A 26108-nucleotide genomic window follows, 5' to 3' on the forward strand; every position below is an offset into this window, starting at 1 on the left:
ATGGCCGACGAGCGGGCCCGACACTTCCGACGACTGCGCCGGCTGCGGCGCTCCGCCCGACGGTGGAGCGTCCTGGCCGGTGGACTCGGCGGGGCCGCCGCCGTGCTGACCCCGTACGCCGGGATCGGCCTGCCGGACGCCGTCTGGGCCGGAGCCGCCGGCAGCGCGATCGCCGTCACCGCGTGGCGCTGGCTCGACCTGCGCGCGCTGGCCGCCGTGCCCGCGCCGCCCGCCCTCGAACCCGCCGAGGCCGCGGCCCGCCCCGGGCCCGGCTGGTCGCCGCCGTCGAGCGGCTGCTCGTCGGCCCCGGCGTCCTCGCCGAGGTACGCCGGGTCCGCGCCCGGCTCGCCCTGCGCGGCACCACCGCCGCCGACGCGTGGGCCCGGCTGGACCGGGCCGCGCTCACCCTGGCCGGGATGGCCGGCCGGCTGACCGGGCTGGCCGAGCCGGCGGTCCGGGAGGCCGCCGACGCCGACCGCTCGCTGCGGGACCTGGCCGGCCGGGGGCCAGTGCGGAACGCGCCTCGCGCCGCCCTCGCCGAGGCCCGACCCCGCTGGTCGAGGCGCACGGCACCGGTCGCCCAGCGCCGGACGCCGGGGTGGCGGCGTACGAGCGGCTGGTGGTCGCGGCGGCCGGCTACGTCGCCGAGGACGCCCGGCCGGCCGGCCCGCACCCGGCCGCCTCCCGCCTCACCGAGGCCACCGACCTGCTGCACGGCGTCGCCGCCGCCCTCGCCGAACTCCGCACCCCCCTCCGCACCCCCTGACCCCTCACCCCTCCGCGCCGCGACCGTCGCGCACTTTCTCTGAATGAGGGCTTGTTCGGCGCCGAATGAACCCTCATTCAGAGAAAGTGCGGTCCGGGATGGGTCAGGGCGGGGTGGTGACGGCGGCGGGGGTGGTCCAGGGGGACGTGCCGACGACGTTGAAGGCGCGGACCCGGTAGTGGTAGGTGACGCCCCGGGCCAGGCCGGTGTTGGTGAAGCCCCGGCCGGTGACGGTGAAGGCGGCCAACTCCCGGCGGAACGTCGAATCGGTCGCGCGTTCCACCACGAAGCCCGCGCCCGGACCCGATGCCGAACCGGCCGACCAGCTCAGGATCACCGTGGCGGTGTCCGGGCCGGGCACCGCCACGACGGTCCCCAGACCGCTCGGCGCCGCCGGCCGGGGCGGCGTGGTCACCGTGGCGACCGTCGACCAGGGGGACGCCGCGCCGAGGTACGTGGTCCGGACCCGGTAGTAGTACGTGGTGTCCGGGGCGACCGCCGGATCCACATGGGCCTCCCCGACGCCGATCGCGGTGGTGCCCGGCCCGCTGGTGAACGTCGGGTTCGTCGCCCGTTGCACGTCGACGCCGGTGGCGAAGGAGCGGTTCGCCCAGCGCAGCGCCACCCGCAGCGGCGCGGCCGGCGGGACCGCGGCGGTGACCTTCGCGGGCGCGGTGAGCCGTACCGACGCCGGGACGCTGTTCGACCAGGCCGAGCAGCTCACCGCGTTCTCGGCGCGGATCCGGTAGTGGTAGGTCACCCCCGGCGTCACCGTCGCGTCGGTGTACCGGGTCGCGCCGGCGGCCACGGTGAGGGCGGTCACCCCGGCGGTGAAACCCGCATCGGTGGCCCGTTGCAGCAGGTGACAGCTCGCCGGGGGAGCGCCGCCGTTGCCGGTCCAGGCCAGCGCGATCGCCGGCAGCGCGGTCGCCGAGCCGGGCGCCGGGGTGGCGGTCAGCCCGGTCGGCGCCCGGGGCGAGACGCGCAGCACCAACGGACGGCTCATGCCCTGGTCCCGCCGCCCGGCCGCCTGGCTCTGCCAACGATATTCCCAACCCAGGTTGACCAGGTGGTTCACCACCGTCGCCGGTTGCCCGTCGATCGGGCTGACCGGGGTGGCGTCCAGCCGTACGCCGGCCGGGCGGGTCGGGTCCAGCAGTCGTACGCTGTCGCCGATCTTGAACGGCAGCGGGGGCGGGACGGGGCGCAGCGCCACGATCACGTCCTCCCGGGGGTTCACCCGGAACGTCTCCTTCCAGCCCAGTTCGCCGCCGTCCGGCGGGCGGACCGCGCCGTCCCAGCCCACCCGGTTGACCAGCTGCACGTCGCAGCCGCTCACGTGCACCACCTGGGTCTGCGGGGCGTCGCCGACGATCCGCCAGAGCTGGGTGCCATCGCCCGGGGCACCCACCGGCGTGGTGGGATCGGTGACCGACAGCACCTCGGTGGGCGGATCGGCCGGCCCGAGCGGCAGGGTGGCCGAGGTGAGCGGGCCGGCCTGCGGATGCCCGACGCCCAGCCGGCCGACCGCCCGGCCGTGCCGGGGCTCGAAGACCTGCCCGACCGTCTTCACCACGACCGGCAGGGTCACCGGGGCGACCGCGCCGGTGGGCGTGAAGCTGACCGTGGTGGCGTGCACCGGCACCACCGTCTCCCGGGGCGTCCGGGTGCCGAAGGCCCGGTCGTAGGCGGGCTGCGGCACGATCGGCGGCCGCTGGCTGGCCGCGTACGCGCCGGGGAGGCGGTCGGCGAGCCGGGTCAGGTCGTACCGGTCCGCCGGGGTGCCGGCCACCCGGAACTGGAGCAGGGTACGGGTGTTCGGGCCGTACCCGGGGCGGGTCGGCGGGAGCCCGCCGGAGGCGGTGCGGTCCGGGGCGTCGGTGTGGTGGTCGTACCGGGGGTCGAAGCGGGGCAACGGGGCCGGGCAGTCGTTGTAGAGGATCAGCGTCGCGCCCGGCGGCACGGCGGAGAAGTCCACCACCACGTCGGCCCGCTCGCCGGGGGCGAGCAGCAGGGTGTGCCCGTCCACGTTGAGCACCGCCGGGTCCTGCCGGTCCACCCGGAACCCGACCGGACGGTTCGGCAGCACCACCGGGGCGGGGAGCAGACCGCACTCGTTGCCGAGCCGGACGAACTCCGGGCCGGCCGCCTGGGGGTCGGGCACCCCGCCGTCGCGCCCGTCCGTCGGCCAGTACGGCGGCCGGTCCGCCGCCCGTACCGCCGCCACCATCGGGACCTCGCCCGCGTCCGGGTCGGCCGGACCGTCGCCCGCGTCCGCGCGGGCCCGGTAGAGCTGGAGGTTGAGGCTGCGGTCCGCGCAGGCGTTGAGGACCCGGAACCGGTACGCCTTCGGCTCGACCACCAGGTACGGGTAGGCGACCCCGTTGACCAGCGGAGTGTCCCCGTACGCCTCGGGCACCGCCGACGGGTGCGGCACGCCCGGGGCCAGCGGCGGCTCGTCGGGTGCGGCGACTGGGTCGTGGTGCGGGTTCGGCACCGGGGCGACCCACGGACTGCCGCCGCCGTCCGGGTCGTGCGTCCACGGCCCGTAGTCCCACCGCCCGGTCGGGTTCGCCCCGTCCACCCGGTACGGATTCTGCCGGGGCTGGTAGACGTGCGGGTTCCAGAGACTGCCCCGGGCCCCCCACCGGTCCCGGTCCCAGGTCGGGTCCTGGGCGGCGAGCTGGGCGTCGTCCGGCACGAAGGTCTTGTCCTGGATCACCAGCGGCACCTCCTCGGCGGGGAGCACGCCGTCGGCGACGAGGCGCTCCTCGGCCGGGTCGGTGAGCACGTAGAGCGCGAGCTGTCCGGAATAGACGGTGAGCCGGGACAGCCCGAGGGTGTTGTCGTGCAGCCACATCAGCCGGCCGCTCTGCTCGTTCGGGAAATAGAGCGTGGTGGCGCCCGCGCCGGGCGGCGGCATGTCCGGCACCGGGGTCGTCCCCACCCCGGTCGGGTACGGGGTGATCTCGCCGGCCGGAGTGATCCACTGTCCCGGGTTGCCGGCGCTGATCCAGCCCGTCTGCGCGCCGGCCAGGTGCGGCACCGCCCGGTTCTGCGGGTACGGCGCCGGCCCGTCCAGCGGACCGGTGCCCGCCCCGTCCACGGTCTCGTCCACCGGGAGGAAGAGCTCGCCGGCCCGGCCGGTGGGCAACTGGTTGATGAACTTGATCCGGACCGGGCGGCCCCGCCGCGCCCGGATCAGCGGCCCGAGGTGCCAGGGCCGGTCCGGCGGCCGGACCGTGTTGTGCCCGGTCGGGTCGGTACCCAGGTTGAGCTGACGGTAGCCGCGCAGCCGGGTGGCCGGCAGGTCCCGGTGCAGGCGTTGGGCGTACTCCTGCAGGCCGATCTCGTAGTAGTCGCAGCCCGGCCAGCTGATGGTGTCCGGCACCGCCACCGGCAGCCGCGCGCCACCGGCACGTTCGCCGCTCCCGTCGCCGACGGGAATGGCCGCCGCGCCCGGCCCGTCGGGCAGCGGTAGCGGGTCGACGAACTTGCGGATGCCGGTGCCCGGCACCACCCGCCCGTCCGGACCCGGCACCGGCAGCGGGCTGGCGGCGAAGTTCGGCACCGGACCGAAGCAGCGCGGTACGGCGGCCGGGTCCAGGCTGGCCGGAGCGGGCCCGGTCTCCTCCTCGGCGACGCGGGCGGCCGGTACGGTCGGCGGAAGGTCCTCGGTCGTCCGGGCGGTACGGTCCACCCGGCCCGGCCGGAGTCTGCGGAACAGGGCCATGGCTCTCCCCGGGGCCGGGGCGCGTCGGCCGCCACCACGACGTGGCGAGCCGCGCGCTGCTGACATTCGGTGAGCAGTCCACCGCAGCATGCGACGCCGGACGTGGGGGAGGGAAGTACCCAATCGTCCGTATCTTGGGGGATCTTGCCGATTCGTGGAACTTCCACGCCCTGCCGGCGGGTCAGCCGCGTTCCGGCTGGCAGACCGGGCACCAGTAGGTGACCCGCTCGCCCAGCTCCTCCTTGCGGATCGCGGTGCCGCAGCGGCGGCACGGCTGCGCCCGGCGGCCGTACACATAGCTGGTCTGCCCGCGGTGCAGCGACCCGGTGGTGCTCTGCGTCCACCGGCCCCGGTTCGCGGCGAGCAACCGCTGCGCGAGCGTGACCGTGCCGGTCAGGTCGGGCACCGCGCCGACCGGTGTCCACGGCGAGACGCCGCGCAGGAAGAGCACCTCACACTTGTAGAGGTTGCCGACGCCGGCCAGGTTGCGCTGATCCAGCAGCGCCTCGCCGATGGTGGCGTCCGGATGCGCGGCGAGCCGGCGGACCGCCTCGGCCGGATCCCAGTCCGCGCCCAGCAGGTCCGGCCCCAGGTGACCGACCAGCGACCCCTCCTCGGCCGTCGGGACCAGGGCCAGCTCGTGCAGGTGGTAGCCGACCGCGACCGCGCCCGCCGAGCGGAGCACCACCCGGATCAGGTGCGCCGGCCGGGCCGCCCACCGCTCACCCGGCGCGTACGCCCGCCACGCGCCGTCCATCCGCAGGTGCGAGTGCAGCGTCCAGTCGCGCGGGCGTTCGGTGGCGTCGGCCGGGGCGGTCAGGCGGAGCAGCAGGTGCTTGCCCCGGCTGGCCGACTCGCGCACGGTCCAGCCGGTCAGGTCGGTGGCGGCCAGCTGCGGCACCCGGAAGTCGGAGCCGGTCAGCCGCGCACCGGCCAACGCCCGCTGCAGGACGCGGGCGGTGTTCCAGACGGTGTCGCCTTCGGGCACCCCTTCATCCTCCCCCGCCCGAGCCGCCGACGCCCGCGCTGGGCAGGGAATCCCGGCCACGGCTACGAGTTCGATGACGAATATGAATCAGGGGTGTCGAGGGTGGCCCGATCCGGTCGTGCTGCCTGGTCCGGTCGTGCTGACCCGGCCTGGGGGCGCTGACCCGGCCTGGCGGCGCTGACCCGGCCGGCGGCGCCGGCCTGGGCAGGTCGCGCGGCCCGGGCCGGCCACCGGCCCGGACAGGGGGCTCGGCCGGCAGGGCCGGTCCGGCCGGGGCGGGGTGGTCAGGGGCGCTCGTCCGGCCGGGCCGGGCGGACCGGCGCGTCCTGGTAGCGCGGGTGGCTGGCGCCGTAGACGGCGAAGTTGAGCCGGGCGTGGGAGAGGCTCAGGTCACCGTTCGGGCCGCCCCGCACCACGTCGGCGTCCGCATCGGACTGCCCGTCGTCCGTCCAGAAACAGACCGGACAGGTGCCGCCACCGGTCCGGGCGGCGCAGCAGGGACAGGCGGCAGCAACACTGTGATCACCCACCGGAGCAGCATTCCACAGTCAACGCTCCCCGGGGACGGCCGATCTCAGGTGCCGGTCACCGCCACCAGCTCACCGGGACGCACCCCGAGCAGGTCGGCCGCGCGGCCGGTGTTCACCGCGACCGCCACCAATCCGGCCGAGTCGACGTACACCACCAGGTCACCGGCGGGGGCGTCGCCGAAGGTACGGCCGTGGGCCGCCGCCCGTCCCGCCACCCGCACGCGGGGAGGCAGCGGCGCCAGCAGGGCACCCGGCGCGGCGAGCTGCACGTTGCCGAAGTGGTCCACGGTCAGCACCTCGGCCTCGAACCCACCGGCGGTCGGCCGTACCACCGGGTCGGGCAGCCGGACCAGTGTCGCCGGCTCGACCGCCGGACCCGCCCCGGCCAGCGGCGCGCCGAGCGCCAGCCGGGCCGCTACCGGGGCGAACACGTCCCGGCCGTGGAAGGTGCGGGACACCACCGGCCCCAGCCACTCCGGATTGGTCAGCTCGACCGCCGCGGTGACCCCGCCGAGCGCCGTGGCGGCGTCGGGCAGCAGCCCGTTGTCCGGCCCGACCAGCAGCCCGCCGGGCGTCGCCAGGGCCACCCCGCGCCGGTTCGTCCCGACACCCGGGTCCACCACCGCCACGTGCACCCCGACCGGCAGGTACGGCACCGTCTGAGCGAGGACCGCCGCGCCCCGGCGGACGTCGGCCGGGGGAATCAGGTGGGTCACGTCGAGCACCCGGGCCGCCGGAGCGAGCCGGGCGATCACCCCGTGGCAGGCCGCCACGAACCCGTCGGCGAGGCCGTAGTCGGTGGTCAGCGAGATCCACGGTACGTCGGTCACGTGCGGCTCCCGGTCGGCGGGCGCCCGGGCTCGGCGTACGCCACGGGGGTGCCGTTGCCGCCGTCCGGGCCGCCCCGCCCACCTGTGTGCGGGGCCGTCACCTCGTCGCGGTCGCGCGCCGGCCCGGGTCGGACTTCGATCGTGCCCATCACACCGTCCCGTGCTCCATGTCCGGCTGCGGCCACCCTACCCGCCCGCCTCGCCCCGTCCGCCGCTCACCCGCCGCGGCTGCCGCTGCCGCAGGATCGCGCTCGATCCTGGATGTCGTGGCCTCCGGCGCCATCCGACACCACTCGGTCCAGGATTGAGCGCGGGGTGCGGGGTCAGCTGCGGAGGCGTAGCCCGCGGGGGGTGGCCCGGAAGCCGGCGGCGGTCAGCGCGTCCCGCAGCGGCGAGGAGTGCACCGCCTCGCCGTCGGCCCGTTCGACGGACATCGCCCCGAGCGCCCCGGAGTGCACCGCGTCGGCGAGGGCCTTGCCCGCCGCGGCGAGCGCGTCGGTGTCGTCGGTGAACGAGAGGATCGTCCGCCCGCCCCGTTCGACGTAGAGCACCAGGTCGCCGTCGACCAGCACGACCAGCGCGCCGGCCTTCCGCCCGGCCCGGTGGCCGGTGGTCGGGGCGGTGCCGTCGCCGGAGTCGACCACCCGCTCCGGCCAGGGCAGTGCCGCGCCGTACGGGTTGGCCGGGTCGGTCGCGGCGAGCACCAGGGTGGGGCCGCCACGACTCCGACCTCCGTCGGCCGGGTCGGCGAGGGCGCGGATCCGGTCCACCGCCCCGGGCACGGCGAACTGCGCGGCGCCCAGCCCTTCGACGAAGTAGCCGCGCCGGGCGGCCCCTCGTTCCTCCAGTGCCGACAGCACCGGGTAGACCGCGGCGAAGCCGCCGACCACCTGCTCGGCCATGACAGCGCCCCGAGTGACCACGCCGTGCCGTTCCAGCAGCAGGTCGGCGAGGGCGGCGGCGCGGCGGGTGGCCGAGGTCCCGCTCGGGCAGTCGGGACCAGCGACCGGCCATGGTGGGCGGCCGCTACGGCTGGGCAGGGCCACCCGGCCCGGCCGGCGGTAGCGGGTACGCGGCGCGGACGGGCGGGACCGGGGGCGCCCCGCCGCCGAGCGCCGCCCGCAGCGGGGCGAGGGTGTCGTTGGTGAGGTGTCCGGCCCAGACCAGGTCCCAGACGGCGGCGCTCAGCGCGGCGTCGTCGGTGGCGCCGGCCCGGTCGGACAGCGAGCGGAAGAAGAGCGCCTGCCCGTCGGCGAGCGCGTCGAGCACCGCCTCGTGCAACGGGGTCAGGGTCAGCGCCTCGTCCGGTGGGGGAAGCAGCAGCGGCGCGGCGTCCGCGTACGCGAGGGTGACCCAGCCGTCGCCCCCGGAGATCGCGCCGGAGCCGGCCCACAGCACCTCACCGCTGGCGCAGAGCTCGTCGAGTTGGGCGGGGGAGTAGTCGGCGACCCGGGCGGGCAGGACCAGCCGTTCCAGCGCGGACGCGGGCACCGTCGCGCCCTGGAGCTGTTCGACGGTGGCGGCGAGGGCCTCCACGCCCCGGGCCGACGAGCCGACCTGCTGCCAGCGGGGCAGGAACGCGGCCAGCGCCCGGGGCGGCACCGGTTCGATCTCCCGGCGCAGCGCGGCCAGGGAGCGGCGGCGCAGCAGGCGCAGCACCTCGGCGTCGCACCACTGGGTGCCGACGCTGTCCGGGGCGAACTCGCCGGAGACGACCCGCCCGGTGGCGGCGAGCCGGCGCAGCGCCTGCTCCACCACGAAGACGCCCAGCCCGAACCGGGCGGCGCAGCTGGCGGCGGCGAACGGGCCGTGGGTGCGGGCGTACCGGGCGACCAGGTCGCCGAGCGGGTCGGCCACCGGTGCGAGGTACGCCTCGGCGACCCCGACCGGCAGCGCCACGCCGAGCGCGTCGCGCAGCCGGGCCGCGTCCTCCACGCCGACCCAGCGCTCCTCGCCGGCGATCCGCACCCGCAGCACCCGGCGGGCGGACTCCAGCTCGGTGAGCCACCCGACGGGTGCGCCCCGCTCGACCAGCTCGGCCTCGGACAGGTCACCGACCACCCGGAGCAGCTCCACCACGTCCTCGGCGTCGCGGGGGCGCCGCTGCTCGGTCAGCCAGCGCAGCTGCCGCTCGGTCTCGGCGAGCACCGCCGGGTCGAGCAGTTCCCGCAGGTCGACCCGGCCGAGCAGCTCACCGAGGAGCCCGGAGTCGAGGGCGAGCGCGGCGGCCCGCCGCTCGGCCAGCGGCGCGTCGCCCTCGTAGAGGAAGGCGCCGACGTACCCGAAGAGCAGCGAGCGGGCGAACGGCGACGGCCGTTCGGACTCCACCTCGACCAGCCGCACCTTGCGGGCCGCGAGGTCGCGCATCAGCCCGGCCAGGGCGGGCTGGTCGAAGACGTCCTGGAGGCATTCCCGGGCGGCTTCCAGGGTGACCGGGAAGTCGGCGTACTCCCGGGCGACGTCGAGGAGTTGGGCGGCGCGTTGGCGCTGTTGCCAGAGCGGCTGGCGGCGGCGCGGGTCGCGGCGGGGCAGCAGCAGCGAGCGGGCCGCGCACTCGCGGAACCGGGACGCGAAGAGCGCGGACGTGCCGACGGACTCCTCGACGAGCTGGGCGATCTCGTCGGGCTCGAAGACCACCACGTCGGCGCCGGGCGGCTCGTCGGCGGTGTCCGGCAGCCGGACCACGATCCCGTCGTCGGAGGGCATCACCTGGGCGTCCACGCCGTAGCGCTCGGCGAGCCGGCGGCCGATGGCGAGCGCCCACGGCCCGTTGACCCGGGCGCCGAGCACCGAGTGCACGGCGAGCCGCCAGTCGCCCAACTCGTCACGGAACCGTTCGACCACCACCGTCCGATCGTCGGGCAGCGAGCGGGTGGCCTCCTTCTGCTCCCGCAGGTAGGCCAGCAGGTTGCCGGCGGCCCAGTCGTCCAGCCCACCGGCGCGCAGCGCGGCGGTCGCGTCGGTGTCGCCCTGCCGCAGCAGGGCCCGGACCCGGGCGCCGATGGCACGGCCCAGCTCGACCGGGCGGCCGAGCTGGTCGCCCTTCCAGAACGGCATCCGGGCGGCCTGGCCGGGGGCGGGGGAGACCAGCACCCGGTCGGGGGTGATCTCCTCGATCCGCCAGGACGAGGAGCCGAGCAGGAACACGTCACCGACCCGGGACTCGTAGACCATCTCCTCGTCCAGCTCGCCGACCCGGGCGGCGCGTTCCGCGCCGGCCAGGAAGACGCCGAAGAGCCCCCGGTCGGGGATGGTGCCGCCGCTGGTCACCGCGAGCCGCTGCGCGCCGGGCCGCCCGGTGAGCACGTCGGCGGCCCGGTCCCAGACCAGCCGCGGTCGCAGCTCGGCGAAGGCGGTCGACGGGTAGCGCCCGGAGAGCATGTCGAGCACCGCGTGCAGCGCCGAGTCGGGCAGCTCGGCGAAGGGCGCCGCCCGGCGGACCAGCACGGCCAGGTCGCCGAGCCGCCACGGTTCCAGGGCCACCATCGCCACGATCTGCTGGGCGAGCACGTCGAGCGGGTTGCGCGGGTAGTGCAGCTCCTCGATCGCCCCCTCGGTCATCCGCTCGGCGACCACCGTGCAGGAGAGCAGGTCACCGCGGTGCTTCGGGAAGACCACGCCGCGGGAGACCGCGCCGACCTGGTGCCCGGCCCGGCCGACCCGTTGCAGGCCGGCGGCGACGCTCGGCGGCGCCCGATCTGCCCCACCAGGTCGACCGCGCCCATGTCGATGCCCAGCTCCAGGCTGGAGGTGGCGACCACGGCCGGGAGCTGCCCGGACTTGAGCGCCTCCTTCGATGTGCTTGCGCTCCTCCCGGGAGACGCTGCCGTGGTGCGCCCGGGCGATCACGGGCGGCGCCGGCCGCCCCGCCGGCCTGCGCCATCACCTCGGCCTGGCGCGGCGCCCGCACCGGTCCCACCGGCCCACCCCAGGCGTCCGCACCCCGCCGGGGAACCCCTCGCCCGCCGTCCGGCCGCTCCGGTGCGCGTCGTCCGGTGGCCCGGCCTCCGCCCTGCCGGTCCGATGTCCACCCGTCGTCCGTCGGACCGGCCGCGGACGGGACATCCGTCGGCCCGGACGCGCCCTCGGCCGTCCGCCGTCCGTCCACCGCCTGCCCGCCGCTCGCTGCCCGTCGTCCGTCCGCCGGCCGGGCCGTCCCCGGGGAGGCCGTTGCCGGCCGCCGGCCTGTCGTCCCACGCCGACCCTTCGGATACGACCACCCGGTCGCCCCCGTCGGCGGTGCGGCTGTCGCCCGGGGTGCCGGCCGCCTCCAACTCCTCGGCGGCCAGTTCGTTAAGGCGGGCGCAGAGCCGTTCCGCGCTGCGCCGCGAGTTGGTGAAGACGATGGTCGACCGGTGCGACCGGATCAGCGCGAGGACCCGTTCTTCCACGGCGGGCCAGATCGACGCCCGACGCGGGCCGCCGGGGCCGCCCAGGTCGTCCACCGGCTGCTCCTGCTCGTCGAGGCGGGTCATGTCCTCCACCGGGACCTGGACGCTGACCTCGATGGTCTTGGCGGTGGGCGGCTGGACCACGTCGACCGGGCGGGCCCCGCCGAGGAACCGCGCGGTGGTGTCGATCGGCCGGACGGTGGCGGAGAGACCGATCCGCTGGGCGGGCTGCTCCAGCAGGGCGTCGAGGCGTTCCAGGGAGAGCGCCAGGTGGGCGCCGCGCTTGGTGCCGGCCACCGCGTGCACCTCGTCGACGATCACCGTCTCGACGCCGCGCAGGGAGTCCCGGGCGGCGGAGGTGAGCAGGAGGAACAGCGACTCGGGCGTGGTGATGAGGATGTCCGGCGGGGTACGGGCGAAGGCCCGCCGCTCGTCGGCGGGGGTGTCGCCGGTCCGCATGCCGACCGTGATGTCGGGCGGGGCGACGCCGAGCCGGGTGGCGGCCTGCCGGATCCCGGCGAGCGGGGCGCGCAGGTTGCGCTCCACGTCGACGGCGAGGGCCTTGAGCGGGCTGACGTAGAGCACCCGGCAGCGCCGTCGCGGGTCGGCCGGCGGGGTTTCCTTGGCGAGCCGGTCGAGCGACCAGAGGAATGCCGCGAGGGTCTTGCCCGAGCCGGTGGGGGCGACCACGAGGGCGTTGCGGCCGGCGGCCACGGACCGCCACGCCCCGGCCTGGGCGGCGGTCGGCGCGGCGAAGGCCGCGGTGAACCACTCCCGGGTCGCCGCGCCGAAATCCGCCAGCACCGCCGCGTGCCCGCCGGCCGCCTCGTCCGTCACGCCACCATCCTGCCCCGCGGGTCCGACATCCAGTCCCGTCCGGTTGCTGTTCTGTCCGGGTCGGAGCCATACGCGACGGATGCGACGTTGAAGCGTTAAGTCTTACTTAACTGCTTGCTTGTGCAGCGCAACATAAAGTAACTTCACTCGCAATGTAGCGTGGGTGGAGGACCTTGGATGATCGTCGAGGAGCGAGGCTCCGGACCCGGCAGCGACGTGCTCATCCGCAAGGTCGACAGTCACCTCGCCACGCTCCGCACCGGTCTGCACGGCCCCGAGCTGGAGCTCGCCGAGCAACTCGCCCGCTGCCTGCGTGAGCTGGTGGTGGCGACCGCCCAGGCCAGTGCCGCCGACCGGGCGCTGGTCCGCGCCGCGGTGCACTACTTCGTGCTCCGCCGGGAGAGCCGGGGCCGGCTGCTCTCCGTACGCTCGCTCGCCGCCGCCCAGCGGGTGGTCAACAAGGCCGTCCGCCAGCTCGGCCGCCCCGACCTCCTGGTGGAGACCCGCCGCGAGCGCGCCACCCGTGAGCCCACCATCCCCACCCCCGACCCCGCCCTCCGCTGACCCTCCCCACCCCCTCCGCCCCGCCCACCTTCGTTGGGTTGATCAAGAGCTTTGCATCGGCCTGCTCCCGGATTCCCGACCAGAACCTCTTGATCAACTTCGGCGGGCGCAGGCGTAGGCGCAGGGGTGGGTGGGAATGGGTGGCTGTGGGTGGGTTTGGGGAAAGTGGCCCGGCGGGGTGGGGATCTGGCGTGTGATCGGTCGTGTTCGGGGTGTGCCGGCGGCGGCGTGCGCCCCACTCGACCGGGAGCGCGCGTGCTCGTACTGCTGATCCTGCACCTGGTGGCGGCCCTGTTGGCGCCGCTGCTGGTCCGCTGGTGGGGTCCGCGCGCCTGCTACCCGCTCGCCCTCGCCCCGGCCGCCGCGTTCGGTTGGGCGGTGAGCCGGACCGGGGCGGTCCGCGACGGCGGCGCGGTCGTCGAGACGTACCCGTGGATCGCCCAGCTGAAGTTGGACCTGGCGCTGCGGCTGACCACCCTGTCCTGGCTGATGGTGCTGCTCATCGGTGGCGTCGGGGCGCTGGTGCTGGTCTACAGCGCTCGCTACTTCGCCGCCGGGTCGGTCGGGCTGGCCCGGTTCGCGGGCGTGCTGGTCGCCTTCGCCGGCGCGATGCTCGGCCTGGTGGTCTCCGACGACCTGCTGCTGCTCTACGTCTTCTGGGAGCTGACCACCGTCTTCTCCTACCTGCTCATCGGGCACAGCACCGAACGCCGGTCCAGCCGCTGGGCGGCGGCCCAGGCGCTGACCGTCACCACCCTCGGCGGGCTGGCCATGCTGGTCGGCTTCCTGCTGCTGGGCCGGCACGCCGGTGGCTACCGCTGGTCGGCGATCGCCGCCGCGCCGCTGCCCGGCGGGCGCTACCTGGCCGTCGCGGTGCTGCTGATCCTGACCGGGGCGCTGGCGAAGTCGGCCGTGCTGCCGTTCAGCTCCTGGCTGCCGGTGGCGATGGCGGCGCCCACCCCGGTCAGCGCCTACCTGCACGCGGCGGCGATGGTGAAGGCCGGGGTCTATCTGGTCGGGCTGCTCGCCCCGGCGCTCGCCGTCGCCGGCCCGTGGCGGCCGGTCACCGTGGTCGCCGGGCTGGCCACCATGGTCGCCGGGGGCTGGGCGGCGCTGCGGCAGACCGACCTCAAGCTGCTGCTGGCGTACGGCACGGTCAGCCAGCTCGGGCTGCTGACCGTGGTGATCGGCGCGGGCACCTCGAAGGCCGCGCTGGCCGGCACCGCGATGCTGCTGGCGCACGCGTTGTTCAAGGCCGCGCTCTTCCTGGTCGTCGGCATCATCGACCACATCGCCGGCGGTCGGGACCTGCGCGAACTCTCCGGCATCGGGCGTACGACACCGCTGCTGGCGGGCGTCGCCACGCTGGCCGCCGCCTCGATGGCCGGGCTGCCGCCGCTGCTCGGGTTCGTCGCCAAGGAGGCGGTCCTCACCGCCTTCACCGACCGGCCGCTGGTGCTCGCGACGCTGGTCGGCGGCACCGCGCTCACCGTGGCGTACAGCATCCGGTTCCTGTGGGGCGCGTTCGCCGGCCGGCCCGGCGTGCCGGACACCGACGCCGGACCGGTCCCGGCCGCGATGCTCGCGCCACCGGCCTTGCTCGCGGTCGCCGGGCTGGCCGCCGGTCCCGCCGCCGGCTGGCTGGGCGGCCTGCTCCGCCCGTACGCCGAGCTGTTCGGCCCGGCGCCGGAGCCGCTCGCGCTCTGGCACGGACCCAACCTGGCGCTGGGGCTCTCCGCGGTCGCGATCGCCGGCGGCGTCGCGCTGCACCTGCTGCGCGGCCCGCTGGCGCCCGCGCTGGCCCGGCTCCGCTTCCCGGTCGGCGGCAACCAGGGGTACGAGTGGGTCACCCACGGGTTCGACCGGGTCGCCATCGAGGTCACCAGCGTCACCCAGCGGGGCTCCCTGCCGCAGTACCTGGGCGCCGTCCTGCTCACCCTGGTGCTGGTGCCCGGCACGGCGATGCTCGCCGCCCGACCGTGGCGGACCGGGGTGGTGCTCTGGGACAACCCCGCCCAACCGACGATCTGCGTGGTGATCGCCGTGGCGGCGGTGCTCGCCGTGCGCGCCCGCCGTCGGCTCACCGCGATGCTGCTGGTCGGGGTGACCGGCTACGGCACCGCGATGCTGTTCGTCCTCTACGGCGCACCGGACCTGGCGCTCACCCAGTTCCTGGTGGAGACCGCCACCATCGTGCTCTTCGTGCTGGTGCTGCGCCGGCTGCCGGAACGCTTCTCGGCCCGCCCGCTGCGCCGCAGCCGCTGGGTGCGGCGGGGGATCGGGGTGGCCGCCGGGCTGGTGCTCGCCGGTCTCGCCCTCGACGCGGCCGGTGCCCGCCGCGTGCCGTCGATCTCCCGGGACTTCCCGGCGCTGGCGGTGGCCCAGGGGTACGGCCGCAACGTGGTCAACGTGACCCTGGTCGACATCCGGGCCTGGGACACCATGGGCGAGATCGCGGTGCTGGTGGTGGCGGCGACCGGGGTGGCCAGCCTGATCTTCGAGCGCTCCCGCACCGGGCCCCGGCCGCGCCGGCCCCGCGCCACCCCGTCCGGCCCGGACCGGCGTACGGTCTGGCTGCGCGGCGGGGCGACGCTGCACGAGCGACGTCGGTCGATCGTGTTCGAGGTGGTCACCCGGCTGATCTTCCACACCGTGCTGCTCTTCTCGATCTTCCTGCTCTTCTCCGGTCACAACGCCCCCGGTGGCGGCTTCTCCGGCGGCCTCGTCGCCGGCCTCGCCCTCGCCGTCCGCTACCTGGCCGGCGGCCGGTACGAGCTGGCCGAGGCCGCCCCCGTCGGGGCCGGGACGGTGCTCGGCACCGGGCTCGCCGTCTCGGTGGGCAGTGGCGTGGTCGGGCTGATCTTCACCGGGTCGGTGCTGCAGAGCGTCAAGGTCGACCTCTGGCTGCCCCTGCTCGGGCACTGCTACGTGGTGACGTCGATCTTCTTCGACATCGGCGTCTATCTGATCGTGGTCGGGCTGGTCCTGGACATCCTGCGCAGCCTCGGCGCCGAGGTGGACCGGCACATCGAGGCGACCGGCGAGTCCGAACGGGGCCTCGTCGTCGACCGCGAGGGGGACCGGACGTGAGCGCGAGGAGTGAGCCGGGTCTGCGAGCCCCGCAGTCGCGAACAGAGGTCGGTCGGGTGAGCGCGAGGAGTGAGCCGGGTCTGCGAGCCCCGCAGTCGCGAACAGCGGGGGATCGGACGTGAGCGCGGGGCCGGCGCTGGTCGTGGTGGTCGCCGTCGGGGTGCTCGTGGCGACCGGCGTCACCCTGCTGCTGGAGCGGAGCCTGAGCCGGATCCTGCTCGGCGTGATCCTGCTCGGCAACGGGGTGAACCTGCTGATCCTGCTCGGCGGGCGGGCCGGCAGCGCCCCGCTGGTGGGTACCGCGCCGACGGACCGGATGAGCGACGCGCTGCCGCAGGCGATGGTGCTCACCGCCATCGTGATCACCTTCGGGCTGACCGCGTTCCTGCTCGCCGTGGCGTACCGGAGCTGGTATCTCAGCGGCGACGACGAGGTGCAGGACGACCTGGAGGACCGGCAGGTCGTCCGGCTCGCCGAGCGCAACGAGGTGTCCGCCGCGGACCTCGGCGGGGAGGGCCCGGACGGCGACCCGGAGCAGGTCGACCCGGGCCCGGCGCTGCGCCGGCTGCGCCGCCGGGGTGACCAGCAACCGGGAACGGGGGCGGGCGGGTGATCCACGGGCTCGTGCCGCTGCCGGTGGTGGTGCCGCTGCTGGGGGCGGCGCTGACGCTGATCCTGGCGAACCGGCCCCGGCTGCAACGGTCGGTCAGCGTGGTCGGGCTCGCCACCACGCTGGTCGTCGCCGTGCTGCTGTTGGTCGAGGCGTACCGGCACGGGCCGGTGGTGGTGCAGGTGGGCGGGTGGCCGGCGCCGGTCGGCATCGTGCTCGTGGCGGACCAGCTCGCCGCGCTGATGCTGGTGGTCTCGTCGGCGGTGACGCTCTGCGTGCTGCTCTACTCGATCGGCCAGGGGCGCGGGGAGACCAGCGAGACCGCGCCGGTGAGCATCTACCACCCCACCTATCTGGTGTTGACCGCCGGCGTGACGAACGCCTTCCTGGCCGGGGACCTGTTCAACCTCTTCGTGGGCTTCGAGATCCTGCTCGCCGCGAGCTTCGTGCTGATCACCCTCGGCGGCACGGAGACCCGGATCCGGACCGGCTCCACGTACGTGATGGTCAGCATCCTCTCCTCGATGATCTTCCTGACCGCGGTGGGACTCGTGTACGCGGCCACCGGCACCCTGAACATGGCGCAGCTCGCCGGGCGGCTGGACGACCTGCCGGACGGCGTACGCCTGGGTCTGCAGTTGATGCTGCTGCTGGCCTTCGGCATCAAGGCGGCGGTCTTCCCGGTCTCCGCCTGGCTGCCGGACAGCTATCCGACGGCCCCGGCCCCGGTGACCGCGGTCTTCGCCGGCCTGCTCACCAAGGTCGGCGTGTACGCGATCATCCGCACCGAGACGCTGCTCTTCCCCGGCCCGCAGGTCGACCGGCTGCTCATGGTGGTGGCCGGGGCGACCATGCTGGTCGGCATCCTCGGCGCGGTGGCCCAGTCCGACATGAAGCGGCTCTTCTCGTTCACCCTGGTCAGCCACATCGGTTACATGATCTTCGGGGTGGCGCTGGGCAGCGTCGCCGGCCTCTCCGGGGCGATCTTCTACGTGGTGCACCACATCACCATCCAGACCACCCTCTTCCTGGTCGCCGGCCTGGTCGAGGAGCGGGCCGGCAGCACCGACCTGCGCCGGCTCGGCGGGCTGGCCCGGGTCGCCCCGCTGCTCGCGGTGCTCTTCTTCGTCCCGGCGATGAACCTCGCCGGCATCCCGCCCTTCTCCGGCTTCCTCGGCAAGGTCGGCCTGCTCCAGGCCGGCGTGGCGGCCGGCGGGGTGCTGCCCGCCGTGCTCGTCGCGGCGGGGACGGTGACCAGCCTGCTCACCCTCTACGCCGCCTCCCGGGTGTGGAACATCGCCTTCTGGCGGGCGCCCCGGCTGGCCACCGCCGAGCCGACGGTCCGGCTGCCGAGGCTGATGATCGGTGCCACCGCCGCCCTGGTGGTGCTGGGGGTGGCGTTGACCGTCGTCGCCGGACCGCTGTTCCGGGTCACCGCCGACGCCGCCACCGACCTGCGCCAGCGCACCCCGTACGTCCGGGCCGTCCTGCCGGGCGGCGTGCGGTGACCGCCGGCGGACCTCCGGGCCGGGCCGCGGCGAGCCCGGGCCGCCCCGGCGCGGAGCCGCCGCCCCGGGGACGGCGCCGGGACCAGGCGATCGCGCTCGGCTGGCTGGTCACCATCTGGGTGCTGCTCTGGGGTGACCTGTCCTGGGGCAACCTGCTCGGCGGCCTGGTCGTCGGCGGTGCCGTGCTGCTGTTCTTTCCGCTCCCACCGGTCACCTTCGGCGGCCGGCTCCGGCCCGGGCCGCTGCTCGTCCTGCTGGTCACCTTCCTCGCGGATCTGGTCAGCGCCAGCGCGCACGTCGCCGCGATCGCCGTCCGGCCCGGCTACCGGCCGCGCGGCGCGATCGTCGCCGTCCCGCTGCGGATCCGGACCGACCTCAACCTGGCGCTCACCGCCGAAGTGATCTCCCTGGTGCCGGGCACCCTGATCCTGGAGGTGGACCGCGACGCCGGCGTGCTCTACGTGCACGTGCTCGACGTCCGCGGCCCCGAGGACATGACCGGGGCCCGCGACCGCATCCGCGCCGTCGAACAGCGCGTCGTCCGTGCCATCGGCTCGCCCGCCGAGGTACGCCGACTCTCCGCACCGGACCCGACCGGAGGTAGCCGCCCGTGACCACGTTCCTCGCCGTCGTGCTGACCGTGCTGCTCTCGGTCACCGCCCTGCTCGCCCTGGCCCGGATCTACCGGGGGCCGTCCCTGCTGGACCGGGTCGTCGCCGCCGACCTGCTGCTGTCGACCATGCTGGGGGCGGTCGGCGCGGAGGCCGCCGTCCACCGGCACGCCACCACGCTGCCCGTCCTGGTGGTGCTCTCCCTGCTCGGGTTCGTCGGCTCGGTGGCGCTGGTCCGCTTCGCCGTCCGGCAGGAGGCGTGATGGGGGTCGTGGCGGACTGGCTGGGCGCGGCCTGCCTGATCGCCGGTGCGCTGCTCAGCCTCGCCGCCGCCATCGGGGTGCTGCGCTTCCCGGACGTGCTGGACCGGATGCACGCCGCCACCAAACCGCAGGTGCTCGGCGTGCTCTTCCTGCTCGCCGGGGTGGCCCTGCGCCTGCGTACCCCGGCGGACCTGGGGATGATCGGGCTGGTGGCGGTCTTCCAGCTGGCCACCGCGCCGGTCGCCGCCCAGATGATCGGTCGGGCCGCGTACCGCTCCGGGCGGGTCGACCGCAGTCTCCTCGACCGCGACGACCTCACGTCCCGCTGACCTTCAGCGGGCGTCCAGCCAGCGCCGATAAAATGGCCGCATGATCGACTCTTCTGCCCAGGAGGGCAGCAGTAGCCAGCCGGGTCGTGCCCGGCAGTCCCTCGCCCCGACGGCCCCGGGAGCCCTGAGCGTCCCGTGTTGATCGTCGTCGGTCTCGTCCTCATCATCGTGCTCACCGCCGCCACCGGTTACTTCGTGGCCCAGGAGTTCGGTTACGTCGCCGTGGACCGGGGCAGGCTCAAGCAGCTCGCCGACGGTGGCGACCAGGCCGCCGCCCGCGCCCTGGCGGTCACCGGCCGGCTGTCCTTCATGCTCTCCGGCGCCCAGCTCGGCATCACCGTGACCGCCCTGCTGGTCGGTTACGCCGCCGAGCCCTACCTGGGCGCGGGGCTCGCCGAGCTGCTCGGCGTCGCCGGGGTCTCCAGCGGTGTCGCGCTGCCGCTCTCCGTACTGCTCGCCCTGATCATCGCCACCGTGGTGCAGATGGTGCTCGGTGAGCTCGCCCCGAAGAACCTGGCCATCGCCCGCGCCGTGCCGCTGGCCCGGGCGCTGAGCCGGTCCACCCTGATCTACCTGAAGATCGCCGGCCCGGTGATCACCCTCTTCGACCGGGCCGCCGTGCGGTTGCTGCGCCGGGTCGGCATCGAGCCGATCGAGGAGCTGCCCAGCGGCGCCACCCCGGAGGACCTGGAGCAGATCATCGCCGAGTCCCGGGAGGAAGGTCACCTCGATGCCGAGATGTCCGACCTGCTCGACCGGGGACTGGACTTCCGGGAGCTGACCGCCGGTGAGGCGATGGTGCCCCGGGTCGACGTGCACACCGTACGGGCCGACGAGCCGGTCAGCCGGGTCGTCGAACTGCTCGACACCGGCCACTCCCGGTTCCCCGTCCGGGGCGCCGAGGGCGTCGACGACCTGATCGGCGTGGTCGGCATCGCCGACGTGCTCGGGGTGCCGCCGGCCGAGCGGGCCACCACCCGGGTCGCGGCGGTGGCCGTACCCCCGTTGCTGGTGCCGGAGACGCTGCCGCTGCCCACGGTCCTGGACCGGCTGCGGGTCGGCCACCGGCAGCTGGCCTGCGTGGTCGACGAGTACGGCGGCTTCGCCGGCGTGGTCACCCTGGAGGACATCGCCGAGGAGCTGGTCGGCCCGATCCGCGACGAGGACGACCCGCCGGAACGCGCGGCGGCCCGCCAGGAGGACGGCTCCTGGGTGGTGCCGGCCCGCTGGCGGATCGACGAGGTCGCCGACAGCACCGGCATCGCGCTGCCCGAGCGGCCCGAGTACGACACCCTCTCCGGTTTGGTCATGCGGGAACTGGGCCGGGTGCCGGAGGTGGGCGACCGGCTGGAGATCAGCCTGGCCGGTGACGGCGAGGAGACCGACACCGAGCCGCGCGCCCAGGTCGAGGTGCTGGCCGTGGACCGGCACGTCGCGGACTCCGTCCGGCTGCGGATGACCGGTGAGCGTGGGGAGCGGGCGGCATGAGCCCCGGCTTCGCGCTCTTCTTCTCCGTGCTGCTGCTCGCGCTCAACGGGTTCTTCGTGGCCGCCGAGTTCGCCCTGGTGGCCGCCAAGAGCTATCGCCTGGAGCAGGCGGCGGCGGGCGGCGGCCGGGCCGCCCGGGCCGCGCTGGCCGGCGTACGCGAGCTGTCCCTGATGCTGGCCGGCGCGCAGCTCGGCATCACGCTCTGCACGCTGGGCCTCGGTGCGCTCGCCGAGCCGGCGCTGGAGCGGCTGCTCAGCCCGCTGCTGCACGCGGTCGGCCTGCCCGACGCGGTCAGTCACCTGGTGGCGCTGCTGATCGCGCTCGGCCTGGTGACCTTCCTGCACCTGGTGGTCGGCGAGATGGCGCCGAAGTCGTGGGCGATCACCGACGCGGAGCGCTCGGCGATGCTGCTGGCCCTGCCGTTCCGGGCCTTCGCCCGGGTGGCCCGGCCGGTGCTGTCGGCGCTCAACGCGCTGGCCAACGGCGTGCTGCGGCTGTTCGGCGTGCAGCAGCAGGACCAGCTCGCCCAGGTGCACGGCCCGGACGAGCTGCGCATCCTGCTGGAGCAGTCCCGCGAGCACGGCCTGCTCGGCGCGGAGCAGCACCAGATGCTGACCAGCATGCTGGAGCTCCAGGGCACCACCGTGGCGCAGGTGATGGAGCCGTTCGACCGGATCGTCACGGTCCGCCGGGACGACACCGCCGAGCGGATCGAACACGTGTCCCGGGACAGCGGCCGGTCCCGGCTGGCCGTGCTCGACCCCGGCGGCGAGGTCTGCGGCCTGGTCCACGTACGCGAGGCGGTCCGCGCGGTCACCACCGGTCGCCCGGCCACCGCCGGCGAGCTGATGACCCCCGCGTTCACCCTGCCCGGGGAGGCGTCGGTGACCGAGGCCGTGGCGGCGATGCGGGGCCGGCAGGCGCAGCTCGCGCTGGTCCGCAACGGCGGCGGCCCGACCCGGCCGATCGGTTTCGTCGCGCTGGAGGACCTCCTCGAGGAGGTCATCGGCGAGTTCGACGACGAGACCGACCCCGTCCCCCGGGGTCGCCGGCTGCGCTGACGACCGTCGTACCCCTGACCGGCCGCCGGGTCCCACGACCCGGCGGCCGGCCTCTTCCCCGGTCCGCGTGCGGGTGCGTCCGTGGTCGTTCCGGCGACCACGGACGCACCCGGACGCCGGGTGGCAGGCGTGGCCCCGCCGCGGCGGGGAATGCGGGCGGGTCGAGGGGAGGGAGCGCGGGATGCGGCTGACCGGGGTGTCGGCGGAGTCGGTCTGGACCGGGCTCTCGGTGACCACCACGCTGACCAATCCGAGCACCCGGCCGGGCCTGCGGCTGCCGGGGCGGGTGACGCTGGCCGCCGGGGGCGGGGACGTGCCGGTGCGGCACATCCGGCTGGGCCTGGTCGCCCAGGTGGAGCCGGCGGACCCGGGCGGCCCGCGCCGGCTGGTGCAGTACCACCAGGTGCCGATCGCCGGCCGGTTCGTGGTGCCGGCCGGGCGGCGGCGGGCGGTGGACTTCGCGGTGCCGCTGCCCTGGGAGACCCCGGTGACGATCTTCGGCGGGGTGCCGTTGCTGAGCCTGCGTACCGGCCTGCGGACCGAGGTGTCGGTGGACCCGGACCTGGACCAGGGCGCGATGGTGCCGGTCTTCGTCCACCCGCTCCCCACCCAGCAGCACGTGCTCGCCGCGCTGGAGACCCTGGGTTTCGTGATGCGCCAGGCCGGGCTGCAACAGGGCCGGTTGCCCGGGGTGGAGCAGAGCCTGCCGTTCCACGAGCGGCTCGGTTACTGGGTGGCGCCGCTCTACGCCGGCCCGATCACCGAACTGGAGGTGATCTTCGTGACGAACCCGGCGGGGCTGGAGGTGCTGCTCTGGATGGACCGCCGGTTGTCGCTGGCCGGGGTCACCCACCAGAGCATCAGCCGGTTCCGGGTCTGGCATGCCGACGCCGACCGGCGGGACTGGATCGCCACGGTCGACGGGTGGCTCCGGCACGCCATCAACCGGCACGCGGCGGCCGCCGCGCACGCCGACTGGTCCGCGACGATCAACGAGTCCGCCCACGTGAGCCGCCACCCCGACGTGCCGGTCGCGCCCGGCTACGGCCTCGGCGGCACGGCCGGCGGCGGTGGCATCGGCGGCGGTGGTGGGGGCGACGGCACGTGAGGTGTGAGAGGGGGCCCCTTCTCTACCGGAGGCGTTAAGAAGGGGCCCCTCCTTACACCGAGGCGGTGGCGAGCTTGATGCTGAAGCCGAGGAAGAGCGCGGCGATCGCGGTGGTGCCGCCCACGGCGAGTCGCCGCCGGCGGTGGAACTGCGCCGCCAGGAACGTCCCCGCGAGGATCAACGCACTGAGGTAGAGCGCGCTGGTCACCTGGGCGATCAGGCCGAGCAGCAGGAACGACAGCGCCGGCCAGGCGTACCCGGGGTCGACGAACTGGATGAAGAACGAGATGAAGAAGAGGATCGCCTTCGGGTTGAGCAGGCTGATCACCAGCGCCTTGCGGAACGGGCTGCGCACCGCCGCCGGCTCCGCCGCGTCGATCAGCCGCGGCGCGGCGGGGTCGTTGCGGTCGCGCCAGCGCCGCCACGCGCCGCGCAGCATCATCAACCCCACATACCCGAGGTACGCCGCGCCGGCGTACTTGATCACCAGGAAGAGCGGGGGGTACGCCTTCAGCAGCGACGCCACCCCGGCGGCGGAGAGGATCATCAGCACCGAGTCGCCGACGAAGACCCCGCTCGCGGCCCGGTAGCCGGCCCCCACCCCGCGCCGGGCGGCGGTGGAGAGCACGAAGAGCGAGTTGGGCCCGGGCAGCAGGATGATCGCCAAGGTTCCCAGCAGGTACGTCCAGATGTCGGTGATGCCCAGCACGCCGGTCATCATGACGCCGCCGGTGCCGTCGGGCGAAGCCTTTCCCGCAGTCTCTTCTGTGCTTCCGGCCACTCGTCGACCAGCATCGAATAGAGCGCCGAGTCCCGCCAGCCGCCGTCCGCGCGGCGGCGGTTGGCCCGCAGGGTGCCCTCCCGGGTGGCGCCGAGCCGTTCGATGGCCCGCTGGGAGCGTTCGTTGCGGGTGCTGGTCTGCCAGGTGACCCGGAGCGCGTCGAGTTCGGTGAAGGCCCGGGTGAGCAGCAGCAGCTTCGCCTCGGTGTTGATCCCGGTACGCCACCAGGCCCGGCCGAGCTGGGTGTAGCCGATCTCCAGCGTCCGCAGGTCCTCGTCCGGCTGGTAGTACGAGGTGGTGCCCACCACCGCCCCCGTAACCGCGCAGCGTTGTGCCCAGGGCACCCGTGCGCCGCGGTGGTGGGCCGCCAGGGCGGACCGGATGTAACCGGCCATCTCGTCCGCCGACCGGGGGCGGGGACTGCCGACGTACCGCCAGACCTCCTCGTCGTCGAGGGCGGCGTACAACTCCTCGGTGTGGGCGAGGTCGAGGGGTTCCAGCACGACGTGCTCGCCGCGCAGCACCACCGGCTCCAGCCAGGCCGACCCGACCGGCCGCAGGTACGCCGGCACCGGCCCGGCCACCCCGGCGTCCGGTTCCGGCGTACCCGCTGTCAGCCGCAGCGGCAGCACCCCGGCCCAGTACGGCAGGGCCAGGTCGGTGGGTTCGTCGATCACCCCGGCGGCGCGGATCCGGACCGACACCTCGCGCAGCGGGAGGGCCAGCACCGCCGTCTCGGCCAGTTCCCGCCGGGTCGGCGGCCGGCTGTCGGCGCTGCGGCCGGTGGCGAGCTTCTCCACCAGGGCGGTGAGCACCCGGGCCTTCTCCGCCTCGTCGGCGACCAGCCGGGCGGTGCCGTGGGCGACCACCGAGCGGTAGTTGGCGCTGTGGTGGAACTGGGACCGGCCGAAGACCAGACCGTCGAGGTGGGTCACCGCCACGCTGACCGGCAGCCCGGCGTCGCCCCGGGCGGCGAGCAGCGGCCGGCTGCCGGTGGAACCGTGCACGTAGAGGGTGTCGTCGACGCGGACGTGCAGGGTGGGCAGCACCCGTGGCTCGTCGTCGACGAGGAACGCCAGCGCGCAGTGGTATCCCTCGTCGAGCAGGGCGTGCACGGTGGCCCGGTCGTAGTGCATCCGGTCGCGGGTGCGGGTGGCGGTGGTCCGTTCGGTGCGGGGGTACATGCGACATCCCACCTTTGTTCTAGTACAATCTTCGAACTGTGGCAGAACAATATCAGGTCGAGGGCGCGACGTCCGCCGCCATTTCGGCCAGCGTGGAGAGCGGCATCCGCACCGGCGCGCTCGCCCCGGGGGCGACCCTGCCCGCCGTCCGCGCCCTCGCCGCCGAGCTGGCCGTCAGCCCGGCCACCGTCGCGAAGGCGTACCAGGAACTGCGGCAACGCGGCCTGGTGGTGACCGCCGGCCGGCACGGCACCCGGGTCCGGCCCCGCCCGCCGGTCGCCGGCCGCCGCGCCGGGCTGCTGCCGCCGCCGCTCCCCGGCGCCCGCGACCTCTCCGCCGGGCAGCCCGACCACCGGCTGCTGCCGCCGCTCGGCCCGCACCTGGCCGCGCTCGCCGCCGAGATCGGCCCACCCACCGGGTACGCGACCACCGCCGTCGTCCCCGCGCTCGCCGCCGCCGCCCGGGAACGGCTCGCCGCCGACGGCGTGCCGGCCACCGACCTCACCGTCACCGGCGGCGCGCTCGACGGCATCGAGCGCCTGCTCGCCGCCCACCTGCGGCCCGGTGACGCGGTGGCCGTCGAGGACCCCGGCTGGGCCAACCTGTTCGACCTGGTCGCCGCCCTCGGGCTGCGCGCGATCGGCGTACCCGTCGACGACGACGGTCCCACCGGGCCGGGCGTCCGGGCCGCCCTCGCCGCCGGGGCACGGGCGCTGATCGTCACCAGCCGGGCCCAGAACCCCACCGGGGCGGCACTCTCCGCCGACCGCGCCGCCGACCTGCGTACGCTGCTGGCCGGCCGGCGCGACCTGCTGCTCATCGAGGACGACCACGCCGCCGAACTGGCCCGCGTACCCCTGCAGCCGCTGGCCGGGGCGACCCCGACCTGGGCCTTCGTCCGGTCGGTGAGCAAGCCCTACGGTCCGGACCTGCGGCTCGCGGTCCTCGCCGGCGACGAGGCGACCGTGGCCCGGGTGGCCGGCCGGGCCCGGGTCGGCGCCGGCTGGGTCTCCACCGTGCTGCAACGCCTCGTGCTGGCGCTCTGGCGCGACCCGGCCACCGCCGACCTGGTCGACCGGGCCGGGGAGAGCTACGAGCGACGGCGGAACGGGCTGGCGACCGCCCTGCGCGAACGCGGCGTGACCGCGCACGGGCGGACCGGGATCAACGTCTGGGTGCCGGTGCCCGACGAGACGGTCGCGGTCACCGCGCTGCGCGACGCCGGCTGGTCGGTCGCCCCGGCGCGTCGCACCGGATCGCCGGCCCACCGGGCGTCCGGATCACGGTCAGCCCCCTCGACGAGGCCGACCTCGCCCGCTCGCCGGCGCGGTGGCCGGCGCGGTCCGCCCCACCGCCCACCGCTTCACCGCCTGACCCCCGGCCCGCCGCCCTCGCCCGACGCCGGTGAGCGCGGCGCGTCGGGCGGGTCGGGCCGC

16 protein-coding genes and 4 pseudogenes are annotated in these 26108 nt (G+C 75.4%); 12 read left to right on the forward strand and 8 right to left on the reverse strand.

The window, feature by feature from the left end; all coding sequences use genetic code 11:
• A pseudogene (locus tag MRQ36_RS34000) lies at positions 1-766 on the forward strand (hypothetical protein).
• 103 nt (positions 767-869) lie between these two features.
• Here the strand turns inward: MRQ36_RS34000 and MRQ36_RS20755 are convergent.
• The 6 genes and pseudogenes from MRQ36_RS20755 to MRQ36_RS34005 all read right to left on the reverse strand — a co-directional run.
• Positions 870-4499, reverse strand: coding sequence for a fibronectin type III domain-containing protein (locus MRQ36_RS20755; protein ID WP_242797859.1), 3630 nt, complete (start codon positions 4497-4499; stop codon positions 870-872).
• A gap of 181 nt (positions 4500-4680) precedes the next feature.
• Positions 4681-5487 (reverse strand): DNA-formamidopyrimidine glycosylase family protein, encoded by an 807-nt coding sequence (locus tag MRQ36_RS20760; RefSeq protein ID WP_242797860.1) that lies wholly within the window; start codon positions 5485-5487, stop codon positions 4681-4683.
• A gap of 284 nt (positions 5488-5771) precedes the next feature.
• Positions 5772-6017, reverse strand: coding sequence for a CPCC family cysteine-rich protein (locus tag MRQ36_RS20765; RefSeq protein ID WP_242797861.1), 246 nt, complete (start codon positions 6015-6017; stop codon positions 5772-5774).
• A gap of 44 nt (positions 6018-6061) precedes the next feature.
• Positions 6062-6847, reverse strand: coding sequence for an S-adenosyl-l-methionine hydroxide adenosyltransferase family protein (locus tag MRQ36_RS20770; protein ID WP_242797862.1), 786 nt, complete (start codon positions 6845-6847; stop codon positions 6062-6064).
• 323 nt (positions 6848-7170) lie between these two features.
• Positions 7171-10790, reverse strand: a pseudogene (locus MRQ36_RS20775) (helicase-related protein); the annotation flags it as partial.
• Between the two features lie 328 nt (positions 10791-11118).
• Positions 11119-12075, reverse strand: a pseudogene (locus MRQ36_RS34005) (DEAD/DEAH box helicase); the annotation flags it as partial.
• A 177-nt stretch (positions 12076-12252) separates the two neighbouring features.
• Here MRQ36_RS34005 and MRQ36_RS20780 point away from each other — a divergent pair.
• The 10 genes from MRQ36_RS20780 to MRQ36_RS20825 all read left to right on the forward strand — a co-directional run bounded on the left by MRQ36_RS20780 (position 12253) and on the right by MRQ36_RS20825 (position 22707).
• Entirely contained in the window at positions 12253-12639 is a 387-nt protein-coding gene (locus tag MRQ36_RS20780; protein ID WP_242797863.1) for a hypothetical protein, read from the forward strand.
• A 255-nt stretch (positions 12640-12894) separates the two neighbouring features.
• A complete protein-coding gene (locus MRQ36_RS20785; RefSeq protein ID WP_242797865.1) occupies positions 12895-15729 on the forward strand; it encodes a Na+/H+ antiporter subunit A in 2835 nt (944 codons plus the stop codon).
• 118 nt (positions 15730-15847) lie between these two features.
• Positions 15848-16342: a Na(+)/H(+) antiporter subunit C gene (locus MRQ36_RS20790; RefSeq protein ID WP_242797867.1), complete on the forward strand. Its 495-nt coding sequence runs from the start codon at positions 15848-15850 to the stop codon at positions 16340-16342.
• A complete protein-coding gene (locus tag MRQ36_RS20795; RefSeq protein WP_308194978.1) occupies positions 16342-17847 on the forward strand; it encodes a Na+/H+ antiporter subunit D in 1506 nt (501 codons plus the stop codon). The genes MRQ36_RS20790 and MRQ36_RS20795 overlap by 1 nt, the downstream gene beginning before the upstream one ends.
• Entirely contained in the window at positions 17844-18461 is a 618-nt protein-coding gene (locus MRQ36_RS20800) for a Na+/H+ antiporter subunit E (RefSeq protein WP_308194892.1), read from the forward strand. Before MRQ36_RS20795 ends, MRQ36_RS20800 begins: the two co-directional genes overlap by 4 nt.
• Positions 18458-18721 carry a monovalent cation/H+ antiporter complex subunit F gene (locus MRQ36_RS20805; protein WP_242797871.1) on the forward strand — a complete coding sequence of 88 codons (264 nt, stop codon included), beginning with the start codon at positions 18458-18460 and terminating at the stop codon, positions 18719-18721. Before MRQ36_RS20800 ends, MRQ36_RS20805 begins: the two co-directional genes overlap by 4 nt.
• A complete protein-coding gene (mnhG, locus tag MRQ36_RS20810; RefSeq protein ID WP_242797873.1) occupies positions 18721-19050 on the forward strand; it encodes a monovalent cation/H(+) antiporter subunit G in 330 nt (109 codons plus the stop codon). Before MRQ36_RS20805 ends, mnhG begins: the two co-directional genes overlap by 1 nt.
• A 135-nt stretch (positions 19051-19185) precedes the next feature.
• The gene (locus MRQ36_RS20815) at positions 19186-20538 is read left to right on the forward strand and encodes a hemolysin family protein (RefSeq protein ID WP_242797874.1); all 1353 of its coding nucleotides are present in this window, start codon (positions 19186-19188) and stop codon (positions 20536-20538) included.
• Positions 20535-21599: a hemolysin family protein gene (locus MRQ36_RS20820; protein ID WP_242797876.1), complete on the forward strand. Its 1065-nt coding sequence runs from the start codon at positions 20535-20537 to the stop codon at positions 21597-21599. The genes MRQ36_RS20815 and MRQ36_RS20820 overlap by 4 nt, the downstream gene beginning before the upstream one ends.
• A gap of 181 nt (positions 21600-21780) precedes the next feature.
• Positions 21781-22707, forward strand: a complete 927-nt coding sequence (locus MRQ36_RS20825) for a sporulation protein (protein WP_242797878.1) — start codon at positions 21781-21783, stop codon at positions 22705-22707.
• A gap of 52 nt (positions 22708-22759) precedes the next feature.
• Here MRQ36_RS20825 and leuE read toward each other — a convergent pair whose 3' ends face one another.
• Together leuE and MRQ36_RS20835 are read right to left on the reverse strand one after the other, a co-directional pair.
• Positions 22760-23428: a leucine efflux protein LeuE gene (leuE, locus tag MRQ36_RS20830; RefSeq protein ID WP_242797879.1), complete on the reverse strand. Its 669-nt coding sequence runs from the start codon at positions 23426-23428 to the stop codon at positions 22760-22762.
• The gene (locus tag MRQ36_RS20835; RefSeq protein ID WP_242797880.1) at positions 23425-24672 is read right to left on the reverse strand and encodes a bifunctional pyridoxamine 5'-phosphate oxidase family protein/GNAT family N-acetyltransferase; all 1248 of its coding nucleotides are present in this window, start codon (positions 24670-24672) and stop codon (positions 23425-23427) included. Before MRQ36_RS20835 ends, leuE begins: the two co-directional genes overlap by 4 nt.
• 92 nt (positions 24673-24764) lie before the next feature.
• Between MRQ36_RS20835 and MRQ36_RS20840 the strand changes: the two are divergent.
• Positions 24765-25805: pseudogene (locus MRQ36_RS20840) on the forward strand (aminotransferase class I/II-fold pyridoxal phosphate-dependent enzyme); the annotation flags it as partial.
• Positions 25806-26108: the final 303 nt, after the last annotated feature.

It is taken from the genome of Micromonospora sp. R77 (assembly GCF_022747945.1).
GTDB lineage: Bacteria > Actinomycetota > Actinomycetes > Mycobacteriales > Micromonosporaceae > Micromonospora.